This window comes from Paenarthrobacter sp. GQ52, assembly GCF_059759005.1.
In genome coordinates, this window is sequence record NZ_JCAXEJ010000001.1 from 92,845 (window position 1) to 109,079 (window position 16,235).

The 16,235-nt window shown below is 61.6% G+C and carries 14 protein-coding genes and 1 riboswitch; of the genes, 12 read left to right on the top strand and 2 right to left on the bottom strand.

The window, feature by feature from the left end; genetic code table 11:
- The first annotated feature begins 42 nt into the window (after positions 1-42).
- Complete coding sequence (locus AC6CH8_RS00440) at positions 43-1,035, top strand: NAD(P)/FAD-dependent oxidoreductase (RefSeq protein WP_420180284.1); 993 nt, start codon at positions 43-45, stop codon at positions 1,033-1,035.
- Between the two features lie 85 nt (positions 1,036-1,120).
- Positions 1,121-1,333, top strand: coding sequence for a hypothetical protein (locus AC6CH8_RS00445; RefSeq protein ID WP_476117948.1), 213 nt, complete (start codon positions 1,121-1,123; stop codon positions 1,331-1,333).
- Positions 1,334-1,443: 110 nt separating this feature from the next.
- Here the strand turns inward: AC6CH8_RS00445 and AC6CH8_RS00450 are convergent, their stop codons facing one another.
- Positions 1,444-2,667, bottom strand: coding sequence for an amidohydrolase (locus AC6CH8_RS00450; RefSeq protein ID WP_498188208.1), 1,224 nt, complete (start codon positions 2,665-2,667; stop codon positions 1,444-1,446).
- A gap of 90 nt (positions 2,668-2,757) precedes the next feature.
- On the opposite strand from AC6CH8_RS00450, the gene AC6CH8_RS00455 reads away from it, so the two are divergent.
- A complete protein-coding gene (locus tag AC6CH8_RS00455) occupies positions 2,758-3,417 on the top strand; it encodes a cyclodeaminase/cyclohydrolase family protein (RefSeq protein WP_498188210.1) in 660 nt (219 codons plus the stop codon).
- 51 nt (positions 3,418-3,468) lie between these two features.
- Here AC6CH8_RS00455 and AC6CH8_RS00460 read toward each other — a convergent pair whose 3' ends face one another.
- The gene (locus AC6CH8_RS00460; protein WP_498188211.1) at positions 3,469-5,019 is read right to left on the bottom strand and encodes an MFS transporter; all 1,551 of its coding nucleotides are present in this window, start codon (positions 5,017-5,019) and stop codon (positions 3,469-3,471) included.
- A gap of 72 nt (positions 5,020-5,091) precedes the next feature.
- Between AC6CH8_RS00460 and AC6CH8_RS00465 the strand changes: the two genes are divergently transcribed.
- From AC6CH8_RS00465 to AC6CH8_RS00505, 9 genes are all read left to right on the top strand, one after another.
- Complete coding sequence (locus AC6CH8_RS00465) at positions 5,092-5,631, top strand: TetR/AcrR family transcriptional regulator (RefSeq protein ID WP_026542543.1); 540 nt, start codon at positions 5,092-5,094, stop codon at positions 5,629-5,631.
- A 93-nt stretch (positions 5,632-5,724) separates the two neighbouring features.
- A riboswitch (glycine riboswitch) is annotated at positions 5,725-5,822 on the top strand.
- Between the two features lie 181 nt (positions 5,823-6,003).
- On the top strand, positions 6,004-8,850 hold the full coding sequence (gene gcvP, locus AC6CH8_RS00470; protein WP_498188213.1) for an aminomethyl-transferring glycine dehydrogenase: 2,847 nt from the start codon (positions 6,004-6,006) through the stop codon (positions 8,848-8,850).
- 9 nt (positions 8,851-8,859) lie between these two features.
- Positions 8,860-10,008 (top strand): glycine cleavage system aminomethyltransferase GcvT, encoded by a 1,149-nt coding sequence (gene gcvT / locus AC6CH8_RS00475; RefSeq protein WP_498188215.1) that lies wholly within the window; start codon positions 8,860-8,862, stop codon positions 10,006-10,008.
- 275 nt (positions 10,009-10,283) lie between these two features.
- The gene (gene gcvH, locus AC6CH8_RS00480; RefSeq protein WP_090820475.1) at positions 10,284-10,670 is read left to right on the top strand and encodes a glycine cleavage system protein GcvH; all 387 of its coding nucleotides are present in this window, start codon (positions 10,284-10,286) and stop codon (positions 10,668-10,670) included.
- 388 nt (positions 10,671-11,058) lie between these two features.
- On the top strand, positions 11,059-12,471 hold the full coding sequence (locus AC6CH8_RS00485; RefSeq protein ID WP_178996208.1) for an L-serine ammonia-lyase: 1,413 nt from the start codon (positions 11,059-11,061) through the stop codon (positions 12,469-12,471).
- Positions 12,472-12,512: 41 nt separating this feature from the next.
- Positions 12,513-12,764 carry a hypothetical protein gene (locus AC6CH8_RS00490; protein WP_498188217.1) on the top strand — a complete coding sequence of 84 codons (252 nt, stop codon included), beginning with the start codon at positions 12,513-12,515 and terminating at the stop codon, positions 12,762-12,764.
- A gap of 15 nt (positions 12,765-12,779) precedes the next feature.
- Positions 12,780-13,601: a DNA/RNA non-specific endonuclease gene (locus AC6CH8_RS00495; RefSeq protein WP_498188219.1), complete on the top strand. Its 822-nt coding sequence runs from the start codon at positions 12,780-12,782 to the stop codon at positions 13,599-13,601.
- A gap of 109 nt (positions 13,602-13,710) precedes the next feature.
- On the top strand, positions 13,711-14,799 hold the full coding sequence (locus tag AC6CH8_RS00500) for a lipid II:glycine glycyltransferase FemX (protein WP_498188221.1): 1,089 nt from the start codon (positions 13,711-13,713) through the stop codon (positions 14,797-14,799).
- A gap of 111 nt (positions 14,800-14,910) precedes the next feature.
- Positions 14,911-16,227 (top strand): peptidoglycan bridge formation glycyltransferase FemA/FemB family protein, encoded by a 1,317-nt coding sequence (locus tag AC6CH8_RS00505; protein ID WP_498188649.1) that lies wholly within the window; start codon positions 14,911-14,913, stop codon positions 16,225-16,227.
- The last annotated feature ends 8 nt before the right edge of the window (positions 16,228-16,235 follow it).

Here is a 16,235-nt window from a genome sequence, read left to right on the forward strand (position 1 = left end):
GGGCCGTTGGATACGTGTGGAGGCATCGTGATTGTGGAAAAAATGAACAACCGAGTGACGGAGGAGTACGACGTCGTGGTGGTGGGAGGTGGCGCAGCTGGGTTAAGTGCTGCTGTTACCTTGGGCAGGGCCTTGCGGTCCGTCCTGGTTATCGACGCCGGAGAGCCCCGGAATGCGCCCGCAGCCGGGGTGCACGGATTCCTGTCCCGCGACGGGATCAATCCCAGAGAACTGCTGGAACTGGGACGAGCCGAGGCGCTCCAGTACGGGGCGAATATCATGGCCGGCGCCGCTGTTGGGGCACGTTCGACGGCTGACCCAACGAACGGTTCCGGGCTCGCCTTCGAGGTGGACCTGGCAGATGGCCAAACCGTGCGGGCCCGGCGTCTGCTTGTCACCACAGGCCTGATCGACGTCCTGCCCGACGTTGAGGGCATCCGCGAACGCTGGGGCCGTGACGTCCTGCACTGCCCGTATTGCCACGGCTGGGAGGTTCGGAACAAAGCGATCGGAATCCTGGGTTCAGTGCCGATGGCGTTGCACCAGGCGTTACTGTTCCGTCAATGGAGCCCCAACATCACCTTGTTCCTCAATGACGTTGTGGAGCCGACGGAAGAACAGTGGGAGCAATTGGCTGCCCGCTCTATCACGGTGGTGGACGGCAAAGTCCAAGCGCTGGAAGTAACTGACGACGCACTGACCGGTGTTGTCCTGGCAGCGGGAACTGTGATTCCTGTGGACGCTGTGGTTACCGGCCCACGATTGGAGGCGAGATCGGACGTGCTGGAATCCCTCGGCGTCCCCACCGTAGAGCACCCGATGGGCGTCGGGACCCATGTCGAAGTGAATCCCGCGGGCGGGGCAACCTCGGTGCCCGGAGTATGGGCCGCCGGGAACGTCACTGATCTGACGGGTCAGGTGATGGCCTCGGCCGCCGCAGGTGTCATGGCAGGCGCTGCAATCAATGCCGATCTCATGATGGAAGAGACCAGGGTGGCTGTGGAGGAAGCTCGCCAAGCAGCTCTGGCCCATTAGCCCAGCTGATCAGAACGCACAAAACCATCGACGTGAGGGCCCAGTCCGAGGACGATTAAGGGACAGCCACTGAGGAGGTTGGACAATGTGCTACGCGTACTATGACGACTTTGAGCGGCGCACGAAGAAGGACTCCGCGCGCAAGCCTGAGGCGCACACGACTGAGGCACCCAAGGACCAGGAACCTGCACAGAACCGTCCGCGGACGGAAGGAACGCTGTGGACTTTCCTGGCCCGCCGTCGCGGGGAATCTGAGGTTCCCGAACCGAGGATCGACCGCATCCGCGAGAAAGTCTAGGCAGGCCCCGGATCCGATCCTGGAAGCTGGACACGCTCGCAGAAGTAAGCAAAGGAAAGGCGCTGCACTCGCAGCGCCTTTCCTTTGTGGCTATCTGTAGGTGAACCAGCCTAGGACTTGGTGGCCAAGTATTCCCGGGCAGCCGTCACTAGCGCTTCCGTTCCGCGCGCCAGCGTCGGCTGGATGACGGGCGCAAAGTACGGCGAATGATTCGACGGTATGTCCTCGGGAAGGCGGCCCGTGGTTGCCCACTCCTTGAACAAGGAAGGCTCGGCACCACCCAGGAACCAGAAGACCAGGGGAGCTCCGGCAGCTTTTGCCAAGGCTCCAACGTCTTCGCTTCCTGACACAGGGCCGGGGTCGATGATCTGTGTTTCGCCAAACTTTGCCCTGAAAGCTGCAGACACCCTCTCGGTGGCAGCTGGGTCGTTGACGGTCAGCGGGAAATGCTCTTCGAAATGAATCTCAGGGTCCTTGGGAGCACCTGAAGCTGTGGATTCACCCTTGGCTATACGCTCAATTGAGGCGAGGATTTTGTCCCTGATGGCATCACTGAATGTACGGACACTGAGGCCCAAGGTTGCCGTCTCGGGAATGATGTTGTTCTTGGTCCCTGAGTGAATCTGCCCGACAGTCACCACTGCGGAGTCACTGGCGGCGAGCTCACGCGACACAATGCCCTGCAACCGGACAGTGGTTGCAGCAGCCATCAGCACAGGGTCAACGGTGGTCTCCGGACGTGATCCGTGGCCTCCCTGCCCATGCATGGTGATGTTGAGGGAGTCTGCGGATGCCATGGTGACGCCGGGACGGATACCGAACCACCCGGCGGGAAAAGGTGCCACATGCTGGCCCAGGACGACGTCCGGTTTGGGCACTGCGTCGTACAGCCCATCGGCGACCATGGTTTCGGCCCCGCCGCCCCATTCTTCAGCCGGCTGGAAGAGCGCGATCAGGGTGCCCTGCCACTCATGACGCTGCGCCGCCAGGACATCCACAGCGCCGACGAGGCAGCTCACGTGCACATCGTGGCCGCAAGCATGCATAACGGGCATGTCCTTGCCCTCATGATCAACACCCACAGCGGTGCTTGCATAATCCAAACCCGTTGCTTCCTTGACCGGCAAGGCATCCATGTCGGCCCTGAGCATCACAACCGGTCCGGGTCCGTTGTCCAGAACGCCCACAACCCCGGTCTTTCCGATGTTGCGATGAACGGTAAAGCCAAGATTATCGAGATAGTCCGCGGCGATTCCGGCTGTTCGGGTCTCCTGGAACGACAACTCCGGATGGGCGTGCAGGTCCTTATAAAGCTCTTCGAGGTCAATGGTCATGAGTCTGCCCTTTTTATTCGACGCCTATGTCTGGCCAGTGTATCCAGCCTGAATCTGCAAAGACCGGGAAGCCCCGGCACACTGGATGGCATGAACGATTCTGAATCAGTCACCACGCAGCAATCCACGGTTGAGGAATGGACCAAAGCCTTGGCGGAATCCACCGGCTCGCCAGGCGGGGGTGCCGGAACCGGGGTCATGCTCTCCATCGCGGCCTCGTTGACGTCCATGGTGGCCGGATATACCGAGGCGGAGGAGGCCCAGCGCGAACAGCTGGCCGGCATCCACTCCCGGGCGCACGAACTCCGACGAACTGCCCTTCAGTTGGCCGACGACGACGCGTCCGCCTCGAACGCCTTCGGAGCCGCCTTCCGCCTCGAGCCCGGTCCGGAGCGCGACGACGCAATACATCAAGCATCCGTCGATGCTGCCAAGGCATCAGCAGTTCTGGGGGAGCGGGCTATTAACGCAGTTGAAGACCTCGGCTGGCTCGCTTCAAACGGCAATTCAGCGCTTATCGCTGACGTCGTGGTGGGCTTCGGAGCCCTCCGCGCAGCCATAACCGGAGCCCGAACCAACGTGAGTTTCGACCTCGCATCTTTGACCTCCGCAGGCGCCAAACTCGAGGAAGTCCGGGAACAACACCCGGACCTATGGAACACGGTCAGCCGGCTCAGTGCTGCCCTCGACAGGATCGACGAACTGACCGCCGGCGTCGACAAAAAAGCGGCGCCGACCGAAGCCATGTAGCTTCAGCCGGCGCCGTGCTCGGCACTGCGCCTTCGGCGCTGTGCCCTACTACTACTGCGCCTTCGGCACACGCCGGAGTACGACGGCGGCGAGCACTGCCGCACCAGCCATCAGTACCAACCCAATCGCCGCAGTGATGTGGACACCGGACTCGAAAGCTGTCCGGGCGGCGACCGTCAGCGCCTCCGACAATGGTGCCGGAAGGGCAGCCGCCGCATCAACCGCACCAGCAAGCGTTTCAGTGGACTTACCGGCCGCTTGCGTGGATACACCCTCCGGAATGACGAGGTTGTGCTGGTAGGAAGCAGTGAGGATAGAGCCCAGCACTGCCGTTCCCAAGAGCGACCCCAACTCATAGCCGGTCTCGGATATGGCCGAGGCGGCGCCGGATTTGTCGGCCGGAACGGAGGCCAGGATGAGGTCGTTGGAGATGGTCTCCGCAGCACCAACACCTATTGCGAGTACGGTCAGGGCCGACAACAGGAACACGGGTCCGCTGCCGTGGTCACCCACCACCACAATCAGGTATCCCACTCCGCTGAGAGTTAGTCCCGCAGCCACAACGAACCCAGGCTGTACGCGCTTGACCAGCGGCACTACCAGCAGGCCGGCGATGACCGTTGCCAGGAGCGCAGGAATCATTGCGATGCCGGCCTCCATTGGGGACTGGCCCTCAACAAGTTGCAGGTGCTGGGCGAAGAAGTAGATGAAGCCCGTCATGGAGAAGAGGGACAGGACGTTCGCCACGATTGCGGTACTGAACACCTTGTTCTTGAACAATGAGACGTCCAGCATGGGGCTCTCGATCCGCTGCTGGCGGCGGACGAAGATAATGCCCATCACCACGCCGAACCCCATGAAGGCAGCCGCGGACGCCCCGAAGCCGTGAACCGCGAATTCCTTGATGCCGTAAACGAACGGCGCCATGGTGACCACGGACAGGAGAATGCTGGGCACGTCCACCCGGCCGGGATTGGCGTCCTTCGATTCAGGAATCAAGACCCTGCCGAAAGCAAGTAGCGGCAGGAGCAGGAAAGCCGCCACCAGGAACACGGCACCCCACCAGAAGTGCTCCACCAACCAGCCACCGAAGATCGGGCCAAGGGCGGCGCCACCGGAGAACCCGGCAGCCCAGACGGCGATCGCGAGCCGACGCCGGTTGGGATCAGTGAAGATGTTCCGGATCAGGGACAGGGTTGAGGGCATCAGCATGGCTCCGAAGACGCCAAGGCCGGCCCGGCCGGCGATCAGCCATTCAGCGGAAGGCGCGAAAGCTGTAGCAGCCGAAACCGCTGCGAAGCCCGTGCTGCCGAGCAGGAGCAGCCGCCGTCGTCCGATCCTGTCGCCCAAGTTACCCATGGACACCAGCAAGGCGGCGAGGACCAACGGGTAGGCGTCAACAATCCACAGCAATTGGACGCCGCCCACGTCCAACGAACGGGCGATCTCGGGCAGTGCAAAGGTGAGCGCGGTGTTGTCGACGGCCACCAGCAGCACCGGAAACATCAGGAGTGCCAGAGCCGTCCAGTCGCGCCACGGTGCTGCCTGACCCTTGACGGGCTGAGCGGAACGGGGTGCTTGGGTTGATGACGGCGAGAACATGTAACTCACTGTACCGTCCAGACGGTACAGTTTCAAATAGAAGCCTGTAAGCCTTTAGGGAATGATGGACACATGCCACGAAAACCAGTTGCCCGGGACGCCGTCCTGGATGCCTTTGAAGCCCTCCTTATCGAGGTAGGGGAGCGTGCCGCCACGCTCGACGCCGTTGCCAAGCGGGCAGGCGTGTCCAAGGGCGGTCTGCTCTACCACTTCCCCAATAAGGAAGCGCTGATCACGGCCCTTTTGGAGCGCCTGGACCTGCTCGCCGATGAAGATACCGAGCTGATGAAGGCTGCCCCCGATGGTTCGGCCGCCTACTTCATCCGCTCCTCGCTCTGGGCGGATACGCCCATGGACCGGGCCTTCGTCGCTGCCACCAGATTGGCCGAAGTTGCCCACGAGGAAACCCGCCGCAGGTTCGCCGCGATCCAGCAACGGTGGCTGGACGTGCTGGCTGAGGACGTCGGGCCGGAGGTTGCCAAGGCCGTCAGCTACATGGGCGACGGCCTCTATTTCAACGCGATTTTTGAAGGCGGGCAGGAGGGCGGCAACGCCGGGCGGGAGGCCGACGTCGAAATTCTGTTGGGAGTCCTTGAACGGTTGCGGAAGTAGCGGATCTTCCATTTGCTGCGGGGCGCGGGACGTAGGACAATTAACCCTCGTGGCGTGCCGTACGCGGTGACCACACACAATTGAACATGCCTTTGATCTGCGGCGGGAGAGTCCTGCAAGCAAGTGATGCAGGCGCCGTAGGAGCAAACCCTCCCCAGGAATCTCTCAGGCCCACGCACCGCCGCGGCTAGGCGACTCTGGAAAGCAGCAGGTACTCAACCCACCTTCGGGTAAAGGGAGTGCTGTGCTCACCGACGGTGCAAGCGATGGTTGCTCAGGCAACGCGCGGAAACTCTCAGGTCCAATACAGAGCGGGGAGGAACCCAGCCGCTGTGGCGTACCCAAACGCTGCCCAAGTAATGGAGTTCCTTCGTGACGGTTAGTTCTGCCTCCACCACCTTCGTCGATCGGCATATCGGCGCCCGCCGCCAGGCCGACATTGAGACCATGCTCAAGTCCGTCGGCTACGACACTGTTGATTCGCTGGTCGACACCGCCGTACCGAACGACATCCGCCAGGAAGTTGCCCTCACCCTGCAGAACGCGCTGAGTGAAGTTGAAGTCCTGGCCGAGCTGCGCAAGCTCGCGTCCAAGAACAAGACGGCCGTTCAGATGATCGGCCAGGGCTACTACGACACCGTGACGCCGCCCGTGATCCGTCGGAATATCCTCGAATCCCCCGCTTGGTACACGGCTTACACCCCTTACCAGCCGGAAATCTCGCAGGGCCGCCTCGAGGCGCTCCTGAACTTCCAGACCATGGTCCAGGACCTGGTTGGGCTGCCGATCGCCAACGCGTCCCTACTGGATGAAGCAACCGCAGTGGCCGAAGCCGTCCTCATGATGCGCCGAGCCAACAAGAACAAGGCTGTCCAGGATGGCAAGACCGTCCTCGACGCAGACTGCCTCCCGCAGACCATTGCCATCGTCAAGGGCCGTGCCGAGGCGCTCGGCTTCAAAGTTGAGGTCGCTGACCTTTCCTTGGGTCTCCCGGAAGGTGCCATCAACGGTGTCGTCCTCCAGCAGCCCGGCGTTTCCGGCCGCGTGTTCGATCACTCTGCCGTGATTGCGGACGCCAAGGAGCGCGGTGCGCTGGTTACCGTTGCTGCCGACCTCCTGTCCCTGACCCTCATCACCCCTCCAGGCGAGCAGGGCGCCGACATCGCCGTCGGTTCGGCACAGCGCTTGGGCGTTCCGCTCTTCTTCGGTGGCCCGCACGCCGCCTACATGGCCGTCCAAAAGGGACTGGAGCGTTCCATGCCCGGCCGTTTGGTGGGTGTTTCCAAGGACGACGCCGGTGTCCCCGCCTACCGCTTGGCGCTGCAGACCCGCGAGCAGCACATCCGCCGCGAGAAGGCCACGTCCAACATCTGTACAGCGCAAGCACTGCTGGCCATCGTGGCCTCGATGTACGCCGTTTACCACGGCCCTGAGGGCCTCAAGGCGATCGCCGAAACCGCCCATGGCCACGCCCGCACGCTTGCAGCGTCCCTGAAGGCTGCCGGCGTCGAGGTCCTCCACGGTTCCTTCTTCGACACCATCACCGTCCGCGTTCCCGGCAAGGCTGCTGAAATCGTCGCCGCTGCCGAGGCCAGGGGCATCAACCTCCGTGGCATCGACGCTGACACGGTTGGCGTCAGCGTTGATGAAACCACGACGACGGCGGTCGTCGCCGACGTCGCTTCGGTCTTTGGCGCTTCGGTCACCGAAACCACTGAGGGCTTCGCGCTCGACGGCTCTGTTGAACGTACGAGCGACTTTATGCAGCACCCGGTGTTCAACACCCACCGCTCAGAAACCCAGCTCCTCCGCTACATCCGTAAGCTCTCGGACCGCGACCTCGCGCTGGACCGCACCATGATCCCATTGGGTTCCTGCACCATGAAGCTGAACGCCACGGCCGAGATGGAGGCGATTTCCTGGCCGGAGTTCGCCTCGATCCACCCGTTCGCTCCGGATTCCCAGACTGAGGGCTGGCGCGAACTCATCACCGACCTTGAATCCCAGCTGACCGAGATCACCGGCTACGACCAAGTCTCCATCCAGCCGAATGCCGGTTCCCAGGGCGAGCTCGCCGGTCTGCTTGCCATCCGCGGCTACCACCTGTCCCGCGGCGACGCGCAGCGCAACGTCTGCCTGATCCCCGCTTCTGCCCATGGCACCAACGCAGCCTCGGCAGTGCTGGCGGGCATGAAGGTTGTCGTGGTGGCCACTGCTCCCGATGGCACCATCGACCACGTAGACCTCAAAAACAAGATCGAGGCCCACCGCGACGCGCTCTCGGCCATCATGATCACCTACCCGTCCACTCACGGTGTGTACGACGCCGACGTCCGCGAAGTATGCGACGCCATCCACGAGGCCGGCGGCCAGGTGTACATCGACGGCGCCAACCTCAACGCCCTCGTCGGACTCGCGCAGCCGGGCAAGTTCGGCGGCGACGTCTCCCACCTGAACCTGCACAAGACCTTCTGCATCCCCCACGGTGGCGGTGGACCCGGCGTTGGTCCGGTTGCTGCAAAGGCGCACCTCGCACCGTTCATGCCAGGCGACGCTGCATCATGGACCGAAGGCAACGACGTCCCGATCTCGGCGTCCCGCTTCGGTTCCGCCGGTGTCCTCCCGATCTCCTGGGCCTACGTGAAGCTCATGGGTGGCCAGGGCCTCACCGAAGCAACCAAGTCTGCTCTGCTGGCCGCGAACTACATCGCATCCCGCCTCAACGAGCACTTCCCGGTCCTCTACACCGGCGAGGGCGGACTCGTGGCTCACGAGTGCATCCTGGACCTCCGCGAACTGACGGCTAAGACCGGCGTCACGGCTGAGGACGTTGCCAAGCGCCTGATCGACTTCGGCTTCCACGCCCCCACCCTCGCGTTCCCGGTTGCCGGAACTCTGATGGTAGAGCCCACTGAGTCCGAAGACCTTGTGGAGATCGACCGCTTCATCGAAGCCATGATCACCATTCGCAAGGAAATCGACCAGGTAGCCAACGGCGACTTCGCCGTGGAGAACTCGCCGCTGCGCAAGGCACCCCACACGGCTGCCGCCGTCGTAAGTTCTGACTGGGACCGTGCGTACCCGCGCGAGCAGGCCGCCTTCCCGGTCCACCACCTCAAGCAGGACAAGTACTTCCCGCCCGTGGGCCGCATTGATGGCGCGGCCGGAGACCGTAACCTGGTGTGCTCCTGCCCGCCGATCGAAGACTTCGAAAACTAAGGACTGGTCATGACTGAGAACTACACAGCCCTTTACGAAGAGCACAAGAAGCTCGGCGCGTCCTTCACCGACTTCGGTGGCTGGCAAATGCCGCTCAAGTACTCGTCCGAGTTGGCCGAGCACCACGCCGTCCGCAAATCCGCCGGACTGTTCGACCTCTCCCACATGGGCGAAGTCTGGGTCACCGGTCCCGAGGCAGCTGCCTTCCTGGACTACGCACTGGTGGGCAAGATCTCCGCTATGGCCGTCGGCAAGGCCAAGTACTCGCTGATCTGCCAGGAAGACGGCGGCATCATCGACGACCTCATCACCTACCGTCGGCCCTCTACCCAAGAAGGCACCGACAAATTCCTTGTGGTTCCGAACGCCGGCAACGCCAAGGTTGTTGCCGCTGCGCTGCTGGAGCGCGCAGCCGGTTTCGATGTGGTTGTTGAGGACGCTTCCGATGAGACCTCGCTGATCGCTGTCCAAGGCCCGCTTGCTGAAGCGATCCTCCTCCGCCTGGTACCGGCCGAACAGCACGCCCTGGTCACTGAGCTTAAGTACTACGCGGCGGTTGAAGTTCCGTTCACGTTCGACGGCGGCACGCAGGACCTGCTGCTGGCCCGCACCGGTTACACCGGTGAAGATGGCTTCGAAATCTTTGTAGCCAACGAGTCCGCAGCAGCTCTCTGGCAGGCAATCGCCGACGCAGCAGAAGAAGGCGAACTCACCCCGGCCGGGCTGGCTTCCCGCGACTCACTCCGCCTCGAAGCAGGCATGCCCCTCTACGGCAACGAGCTCTCCCGCGAAGGCAACCCCTTCGCAGCAGGACTCGGTCCCGTGGTGGCATTGTCCAAGGAAGGCGACTTCGTCGGCAAAGACGCACTCGCCGCCCTCAAAGCAGACGGTGCCGGTTCCACCAGCGGACGCAAGCTCGTGGGCCTCAAGGGCTTGGGCCGCAGGGCCGGACGCGGCCACTACCCGGTCCTCAAGGACGGCGCAGCGGTCGGTGAAGTCACCTCCGGCCAGCCCAGCCCGACGCTTGGCTACCCGGTAGCGTTGGCATATGTCGACGTCGCTTTTGCTGAGCCGGGCACCGCCCTGGACATCGACCTTCGGGGTAAGAGTGAGCCCTTTGAAGTCGTCGCGCTGCCGTTCTACAAGCGCCAAAAGTAAGCGGTAGTTGTCCCGACGGGTCGCCTTTGGCCCGTCGGGTCCGGTAGCTCTGCATGCTCGGTCGCGAAAGCGCCCGCTGGGCGGACGCGACGCTCCCTTAGACGCATGCTGCCGGTCACCGGACCCGATGGGGCTGCGCACCTCACCAGGACGCGCGGCCGCTCTGGCGCCCCTCGAACCGCTAAGGTGCTGGGGGAGTGGCAACCTGCCGCATGAGCGCCTGTCCGCGCAGCCCACCAGCCATAGTTTTTGATCAACCACAGTAAGGAAACAGAATGCCCAAAGTAGCGCCCGAACTTCAGTACTCCGACGAACACGAGTGGGTTTCCCGCGGAGATGGGAACTCGGTGTCCGTTGGTATCTCCGAGGTTGCCACTGACGCACTGGGTGACATCGTGTACGTGGACCTTCCCGAGGTCGGTTCGACAGTTACTGCAGGCGAGACCTGCGGTGAGGTTGAGTCCACCAAGTCGGTTTCGGACCTGTACTCACCCGTTACCGGTGAGGTCACGGAGATCAACGACGCCGTTGTTTCCGACCCCGCCCTGATCAACAACGACCCCTACGGCGCCGGTTGGTTGTTCAAGGTTGCTGCTGAGTCCGAGGGCCCGCTGCTCTCGGCCGAGGAGTACGCCTCCAAGAATGGCGGAGACCTCTCCTAGGTTTCTGAGGTGGCCCGTTGGGTCGACATCCTCTGCGACCTCGGTCGCAAAGACGCCCGCTGGGCGGACGCGAAGCTCCCTTGGACGGTCGCTGCCGGACGCCGGTCCCAAGGGGCCAGTTGCAGGGCTCCCTGAGGGAAGAGGAGTCCGTTTCGTGGGTTAGCTGCGGAATGTGCCGTGCGCACGGCATGCTCGGCAGGTAAACCCCGTATCGGAGGCCACCGATGTAGCGTGGGATTGTAGAACTGAATAAAATTGCGACGCCGGGTTGCCGCCTTTGGGGGCCATCCGGCGTCGTGCTTCGGTCGACCTCCGCCATAAGCAGGGGCGGCCCTCCGGCAGGACCATCTGCCGGACCGTTTTCAAGCTTTGTTAAGGAATCCCGACCATGGCTGTTGGCGTTTTCGATCTGTTTTCTGTGGGTATTGGCCCGTCGAGTTCTCATACTGTGGGGCCCATGCGGGCTGCTGCAGTGTTCGCTGGTGAGCTCAAGGACGCCGGCGTTCTGGGCTCGGTGGCGTCGCTGCGGGTTGACCTCTATGGCTCATTGGCTGCCACCGGTCGTGGGCATGGCACCATGACGGCCACGCTGCTGGGTTTGGAGGGGTATCACCCTGAGCTGATCCTGCCCGAAGAGGTGGAGGAGCGGCTCGCGACGATCGCTGAGACAGGTGTCCTGAACCTGGCCGGCGCCTCCGGCGAAGGCGTGGAGCTGCCGTATGCGGTTGAGGACATGATCTTGCATCCGTTGACGGTGTTGCCGCGGCATACGAATGGGATGAAGTTTGCTGTCTCTGATGCTGGTGGGAATGTGCTGCGGGAGGCGACGTTCTTTTCGGTCGGTGGTGGGTTCATTGTCCGGGAGGGTGAGGAAGATGCGGCCCGGGAGGAGCTCGAGGAGTCGAAGAAGGAGTTGCCGTTGCCGTTCAGGACGGCTGCGGAGTTGCTGGGCCGGTGCTCCTCCAAGGGCCTTGGGATCAGCGACATCATGTTCATCAATGAGCGTGCGTCCCGGTCCGAGGAGGAGATCCGGGAGGGTTTGCTGCATATTTGGTCCGTGATGGAGGCCTGTGTTGAAACGAGTTTGAAGCGTGAGGGTGTGTTGCCCGGGGGGTTGAAGGTTCGTCGTCGTTCTCCTGATTGGTTGGAGCGGTTGCTGAAGGAGGACAAGGACCGGAACGATCCGAAGTATTGGCAGGAGTGGGTGAACCTGATCGCGTTGGCGGTCAATGAGGAGAACGCTTCTGGCGGCAGGGTGGTGACGGCGCCGACCAATGGTGCTGCGGGGATCATTCCGGCGGTGCTGTATTACGCGTTGAATTATGCGCCGGGGATGGACAAGGCTACGCAGGCCGATAAGGACGATGTGGTGGTGAAGTTCCTGCTCACTGCGGGTGCGGTGGGTGTGTTGTATAAGGAGCAGGCGTCCATTTCGGGGGCTGAGGTTGGTTGTCAGGGTGAGGTGGGTTCGGCGTCGTCGATGGCTGCTGCTGGGTTGGCTGAGGTGATGGGTGGTACGCCGGGTCAGGTGGAGAACGCTGCGGAGATTGCGATGGAGCACAATCTGGGGTTGACGTGTGATCCGATCGGGGGGTTGGTGCAGATTCCGTGTATTGAGCGGAACGCGATTGCTGCGGCGAAGGCGATCAACGCGGCGAAGATGGCGTTGTGGGGTGATGGGACGCACCGGGTGTCGTTGGATGAGGTGATCGTGACCATGCGTGAGACGGGCAAGGACATGTCCTCCAAGTACAAGGAAACCGCGATGGGCGGCCTCGCCGTGAACGTCGTCGAATGCTGAGTCTGTAGGCTGAGATTTCAGAACATGTCTTGGGGGAACGCATGAATGATGAAGTAAATCCCCTAATTCCAACGGTGTGGGAGGCCGCAGTATTGGGAGTCGGAGCAGTGGCAGTTCTCTTGGTCATGGCTGCCCTGGTTCTGGTACTCAGCACGAAATCCTTCTCACCCGGAGTTCGGATTGCGTTGGTGGTGCTGGCGTTCGCAGCCCCTGTCGCTGGGCCGCTGGTGGGCACTGTGTTGGCATTCCTTGAGCGGCGAAAGGCCCGACGCCCTAATTCTGTCAGTCCCTGATGCCATGCTGTATCCATGAGCGGGGGATACAGCAGGGACTTTTTGCGGACACGGCTTGAACTGCCCAGTCCGTCGGCTACTACGACACTTTTGGACTACACCCACTTTTCTGTACGCTTCCGGGCTTCCCGGAAGCTCGCAGCGATTGTGGGTGTGAACATCAACGGCAAGGAACTGATACCCCTGGCCCGCGAGGGTTCATGGCATTTGGATGACAGGATCCCACGGGAGCAGCAGGCTGGCCCGGATCTGTACAAGAACAACGCCTTTGATCGCGGGCACTTGGTCCGGCGCTTGGATCCGGTGTGGGGCGACGCCGCAACAGCCAAAAAAGCCAACCAGGACACCTTTAGCTACGTCAACGCGGCACCACAGATTGATGACTTCAACCAAGGCAAAGAGCTCTGGGTAGGGCTCGAAGACCATGTTTTGGGCCACGCCGATGCGTATGAAGCAAAGCTGAGCGTGTTCACGGGGCCGGTGTTCCTCGATGACGATCCCGTATACAGGGGAGTTCAGATCCCTCGAAAGTTCTGGAAGATCGCGGCATGGACCAACGATGCCAAGCTGGCCGCCGTCGGCTTTGTCCTGGACCAATCGCCGATGCTGGGCAAAGTGGAGCTAGAGAAGGCCATCAGCCAACGGCTCCTTGAAGGTGAACCACCGCCGCTTGGACCGTTCAGGACGTTCCAAGTACCTATTGGGCAGATCGCGGACCTTACCGGGCTCAGCCTCAGCAGGCTCATCGGCGCAGACCGACTTGTAAGTGGGCAGCGGGAATCCGGCATGGAACCTCGGGCCATCAAGCTGGAAACGGCGGAGCAGATTAGGCTCTAAGCCCCTGGTAAGCCAGCAGAATCGGGGGATATCCACATACCCCGATAGACTTGGGGCTGCATGTCCGCATGCGCACTACGCTTTTGAACACTGCACCAAAACCCTGAGATTGGACACGGCCACCTTGCGAGAATTTACCGCCCGCTTTGCCACCGCCGAGGAAATCGATAACTGGGACAAGCACGTCACGGCGAATCCGAACGGCGGCAACATGCTGCAGTCGGACGCCTACGCGGCAGTCAAGGACGGTAACGGCTGGTTGGTCCGCCGGCTCGTCATCGAGACCCAGGACTACAGCAGCTACAACCTGCTCCTGGAGAAGAAGTTCCCTGTGATGGGTCGGCTTTGGTACCTCATCAAGGGACCGGACGTCCTGGATGTCAGCGACATCCAGCCCGCCCTGAGAGCAGTAGCCGCCCTGGCCCGTGAGAAGAAGATGAACGTCTTCACCATCAAGATCGAGCCTGACATTGTTGACTCGGCTGAGGCCGTGGCAGAACTTCAAGCTGCTGGCTTGGTGAAGGCTCCCAACATCCAGTCCAATGACTCCACGGCGTTGCTGGACATTGCAGCGCCCGCTAATGAAGTCTTGCGCAGCATTTCTTCACGTGCCCGCAACGCAGTTCGCAGGGCTGAACGTGAGGGTTGCGAGGTGGTTCAGGCTGAGCCGGGCGAAGACAGCTACCGCAAGCTCTACGCCCTCATGCAGAACACCGTGAACGCCAAGGGTGCCATGCCGCTGCGGAGCTACGAGTACTATTCCAAGTTCTGGGAAGAGTTCTGCAGCCGCGGCCAGGGACACTTCTTCTTCATCCACGAAGACGGTGCACCAAGTGTCGGTGCTTTCGTCATCAACTACGGATCCAAAGCTACGTACAAGGACGGCGGCTCCACCCAGAACCGCAAACAGTACGGTGATTCCCATCTGGCCCAGTGGGCGGCGATCCAGCGCATGCAGGAACTCGGATGCGTGGAGTACGACTTCTGTGGCACGCCCCCCGCAGCAAGGATCAAGGACAAGACCCACCCCCTGTACGGCATGGGATTGTTCAAGACGAGCTTCACCAAGACCGTAACGGACTTTGTGGGTTGCTATGACCTTGTCCTGGGACCTGTCCGCCACAAGCTGTGGCTCAAGGGTGCGGAACGCATCTTCCGTCGGCTCGAAACCATGCGTACCGGTGGCCAGTTCTACTGACGGCCACCCGCAGCCAGCCAACCAACTTCAGGCCAGCCCCGGCCACCAACGGGTGCAATCTACTTTATAGGTGAGGTAATTTCTTTGACTCCGATCGAGGCTGGAACCGACATGGAATTCGTGATTCTCAGTGACGCTGATTTCGAGACATTCGCCAAGGGACATCCCCAGGGCAGCTTCATCCAGTCCATGGACCTCACGCGCTTCCAGCGTGCCCGTGGCCAGGAAGTTGAGCTTTTTGGCGTGACGCGCGGCGACAGCCTCATTGCTGCGGGGAAACTTGTCTACTCGTCCAACCGCCTGGGCTACAAAACCGCAGATTGCGCCAAGGGCCCCCTGATGGACTACAGCGACCCCGCCGTGGTGCGCTTCGTCGTCGAGCAGTTGAAAAAGCATGCGGCCTCGAAGAAAGCTGCAGAGCTGCGTATCTCTCCCAACATCCGGTACATTGCGCGTGATGAAGAGGGCGCCGAACACCCTGAAGTTGAGGACAACCGTCCGCTGCTGAAGGAGTTCGAAGGCTTGGGCTTCAAGCATCAAGGCTTCGACATGAACTTCGCCAACATCAACTGGATGTTCATCAAGCAACTCGAGGGAATCGCTGATTCCGAAGAGCTCATCATGGGCATGAACTACCGCACCCGCAAGGCCATCCGTAAAGCCGAGAAGAACGGCGTCTACCTGGAGCAGGCCACGCTGGAAACGCTGGATGAGTTCTACAACGCGCTGAGCACAGCCGGCGATGAGAAGGGTTTCACGTACCGCGAACGCGAGTACTACGAGCAACTCCTCCGGAACACTTCTGACGAGTTCACCAAGCTCATGATGGCCAAGATCAACATTCCCGAATATCGGGCCTCCATCACGGAGCGTCTGGATGCCGAATCCAAGACCTTGGCAGACCTTAAGCGTGAGGTCGAGGAGACCGGCAGCAAGAAGAAGGCCAACCGCATCAAAGTTGTCCAGGACCTCGTGGACAGCTACGAGCGCAGCCTCAAGGACATCGAACGTTTCCCCGATTCCGTCGGTGTCGCTACGGTGGCTGCCATCCACTTTGCGTGCTCCGGTGACGAGCTGGTGTGCGTCATTGGTGGCACGGTTCAGGACTACATCTATTTCAACGGCGCCACGTCCTTGTACTGGGGCATGATGTTGCACGCACTGAACAATGGTTATTCGCGCTACAACTTCTACGGCACGTTCGGCATCCAGGGCCAGGAGGAGACCGGGCACGGCGGGTACGAATTCAAGAAGGGCTTCGGTGGCGAGGTGGTCCAGTTGGTGGGTGATTTCGTCGCGCCGGTGAACCCGCTCGTCTTCCACGGCTACCGTGCGGTCAGGAAGTTTGCAGGGGTCGCCCAGACAGTACTGGGACGATTGCCACTTGAGAAACTGCCGGTAGTAGGAAAATTTCGGAGGAACCGCTAATCACACAA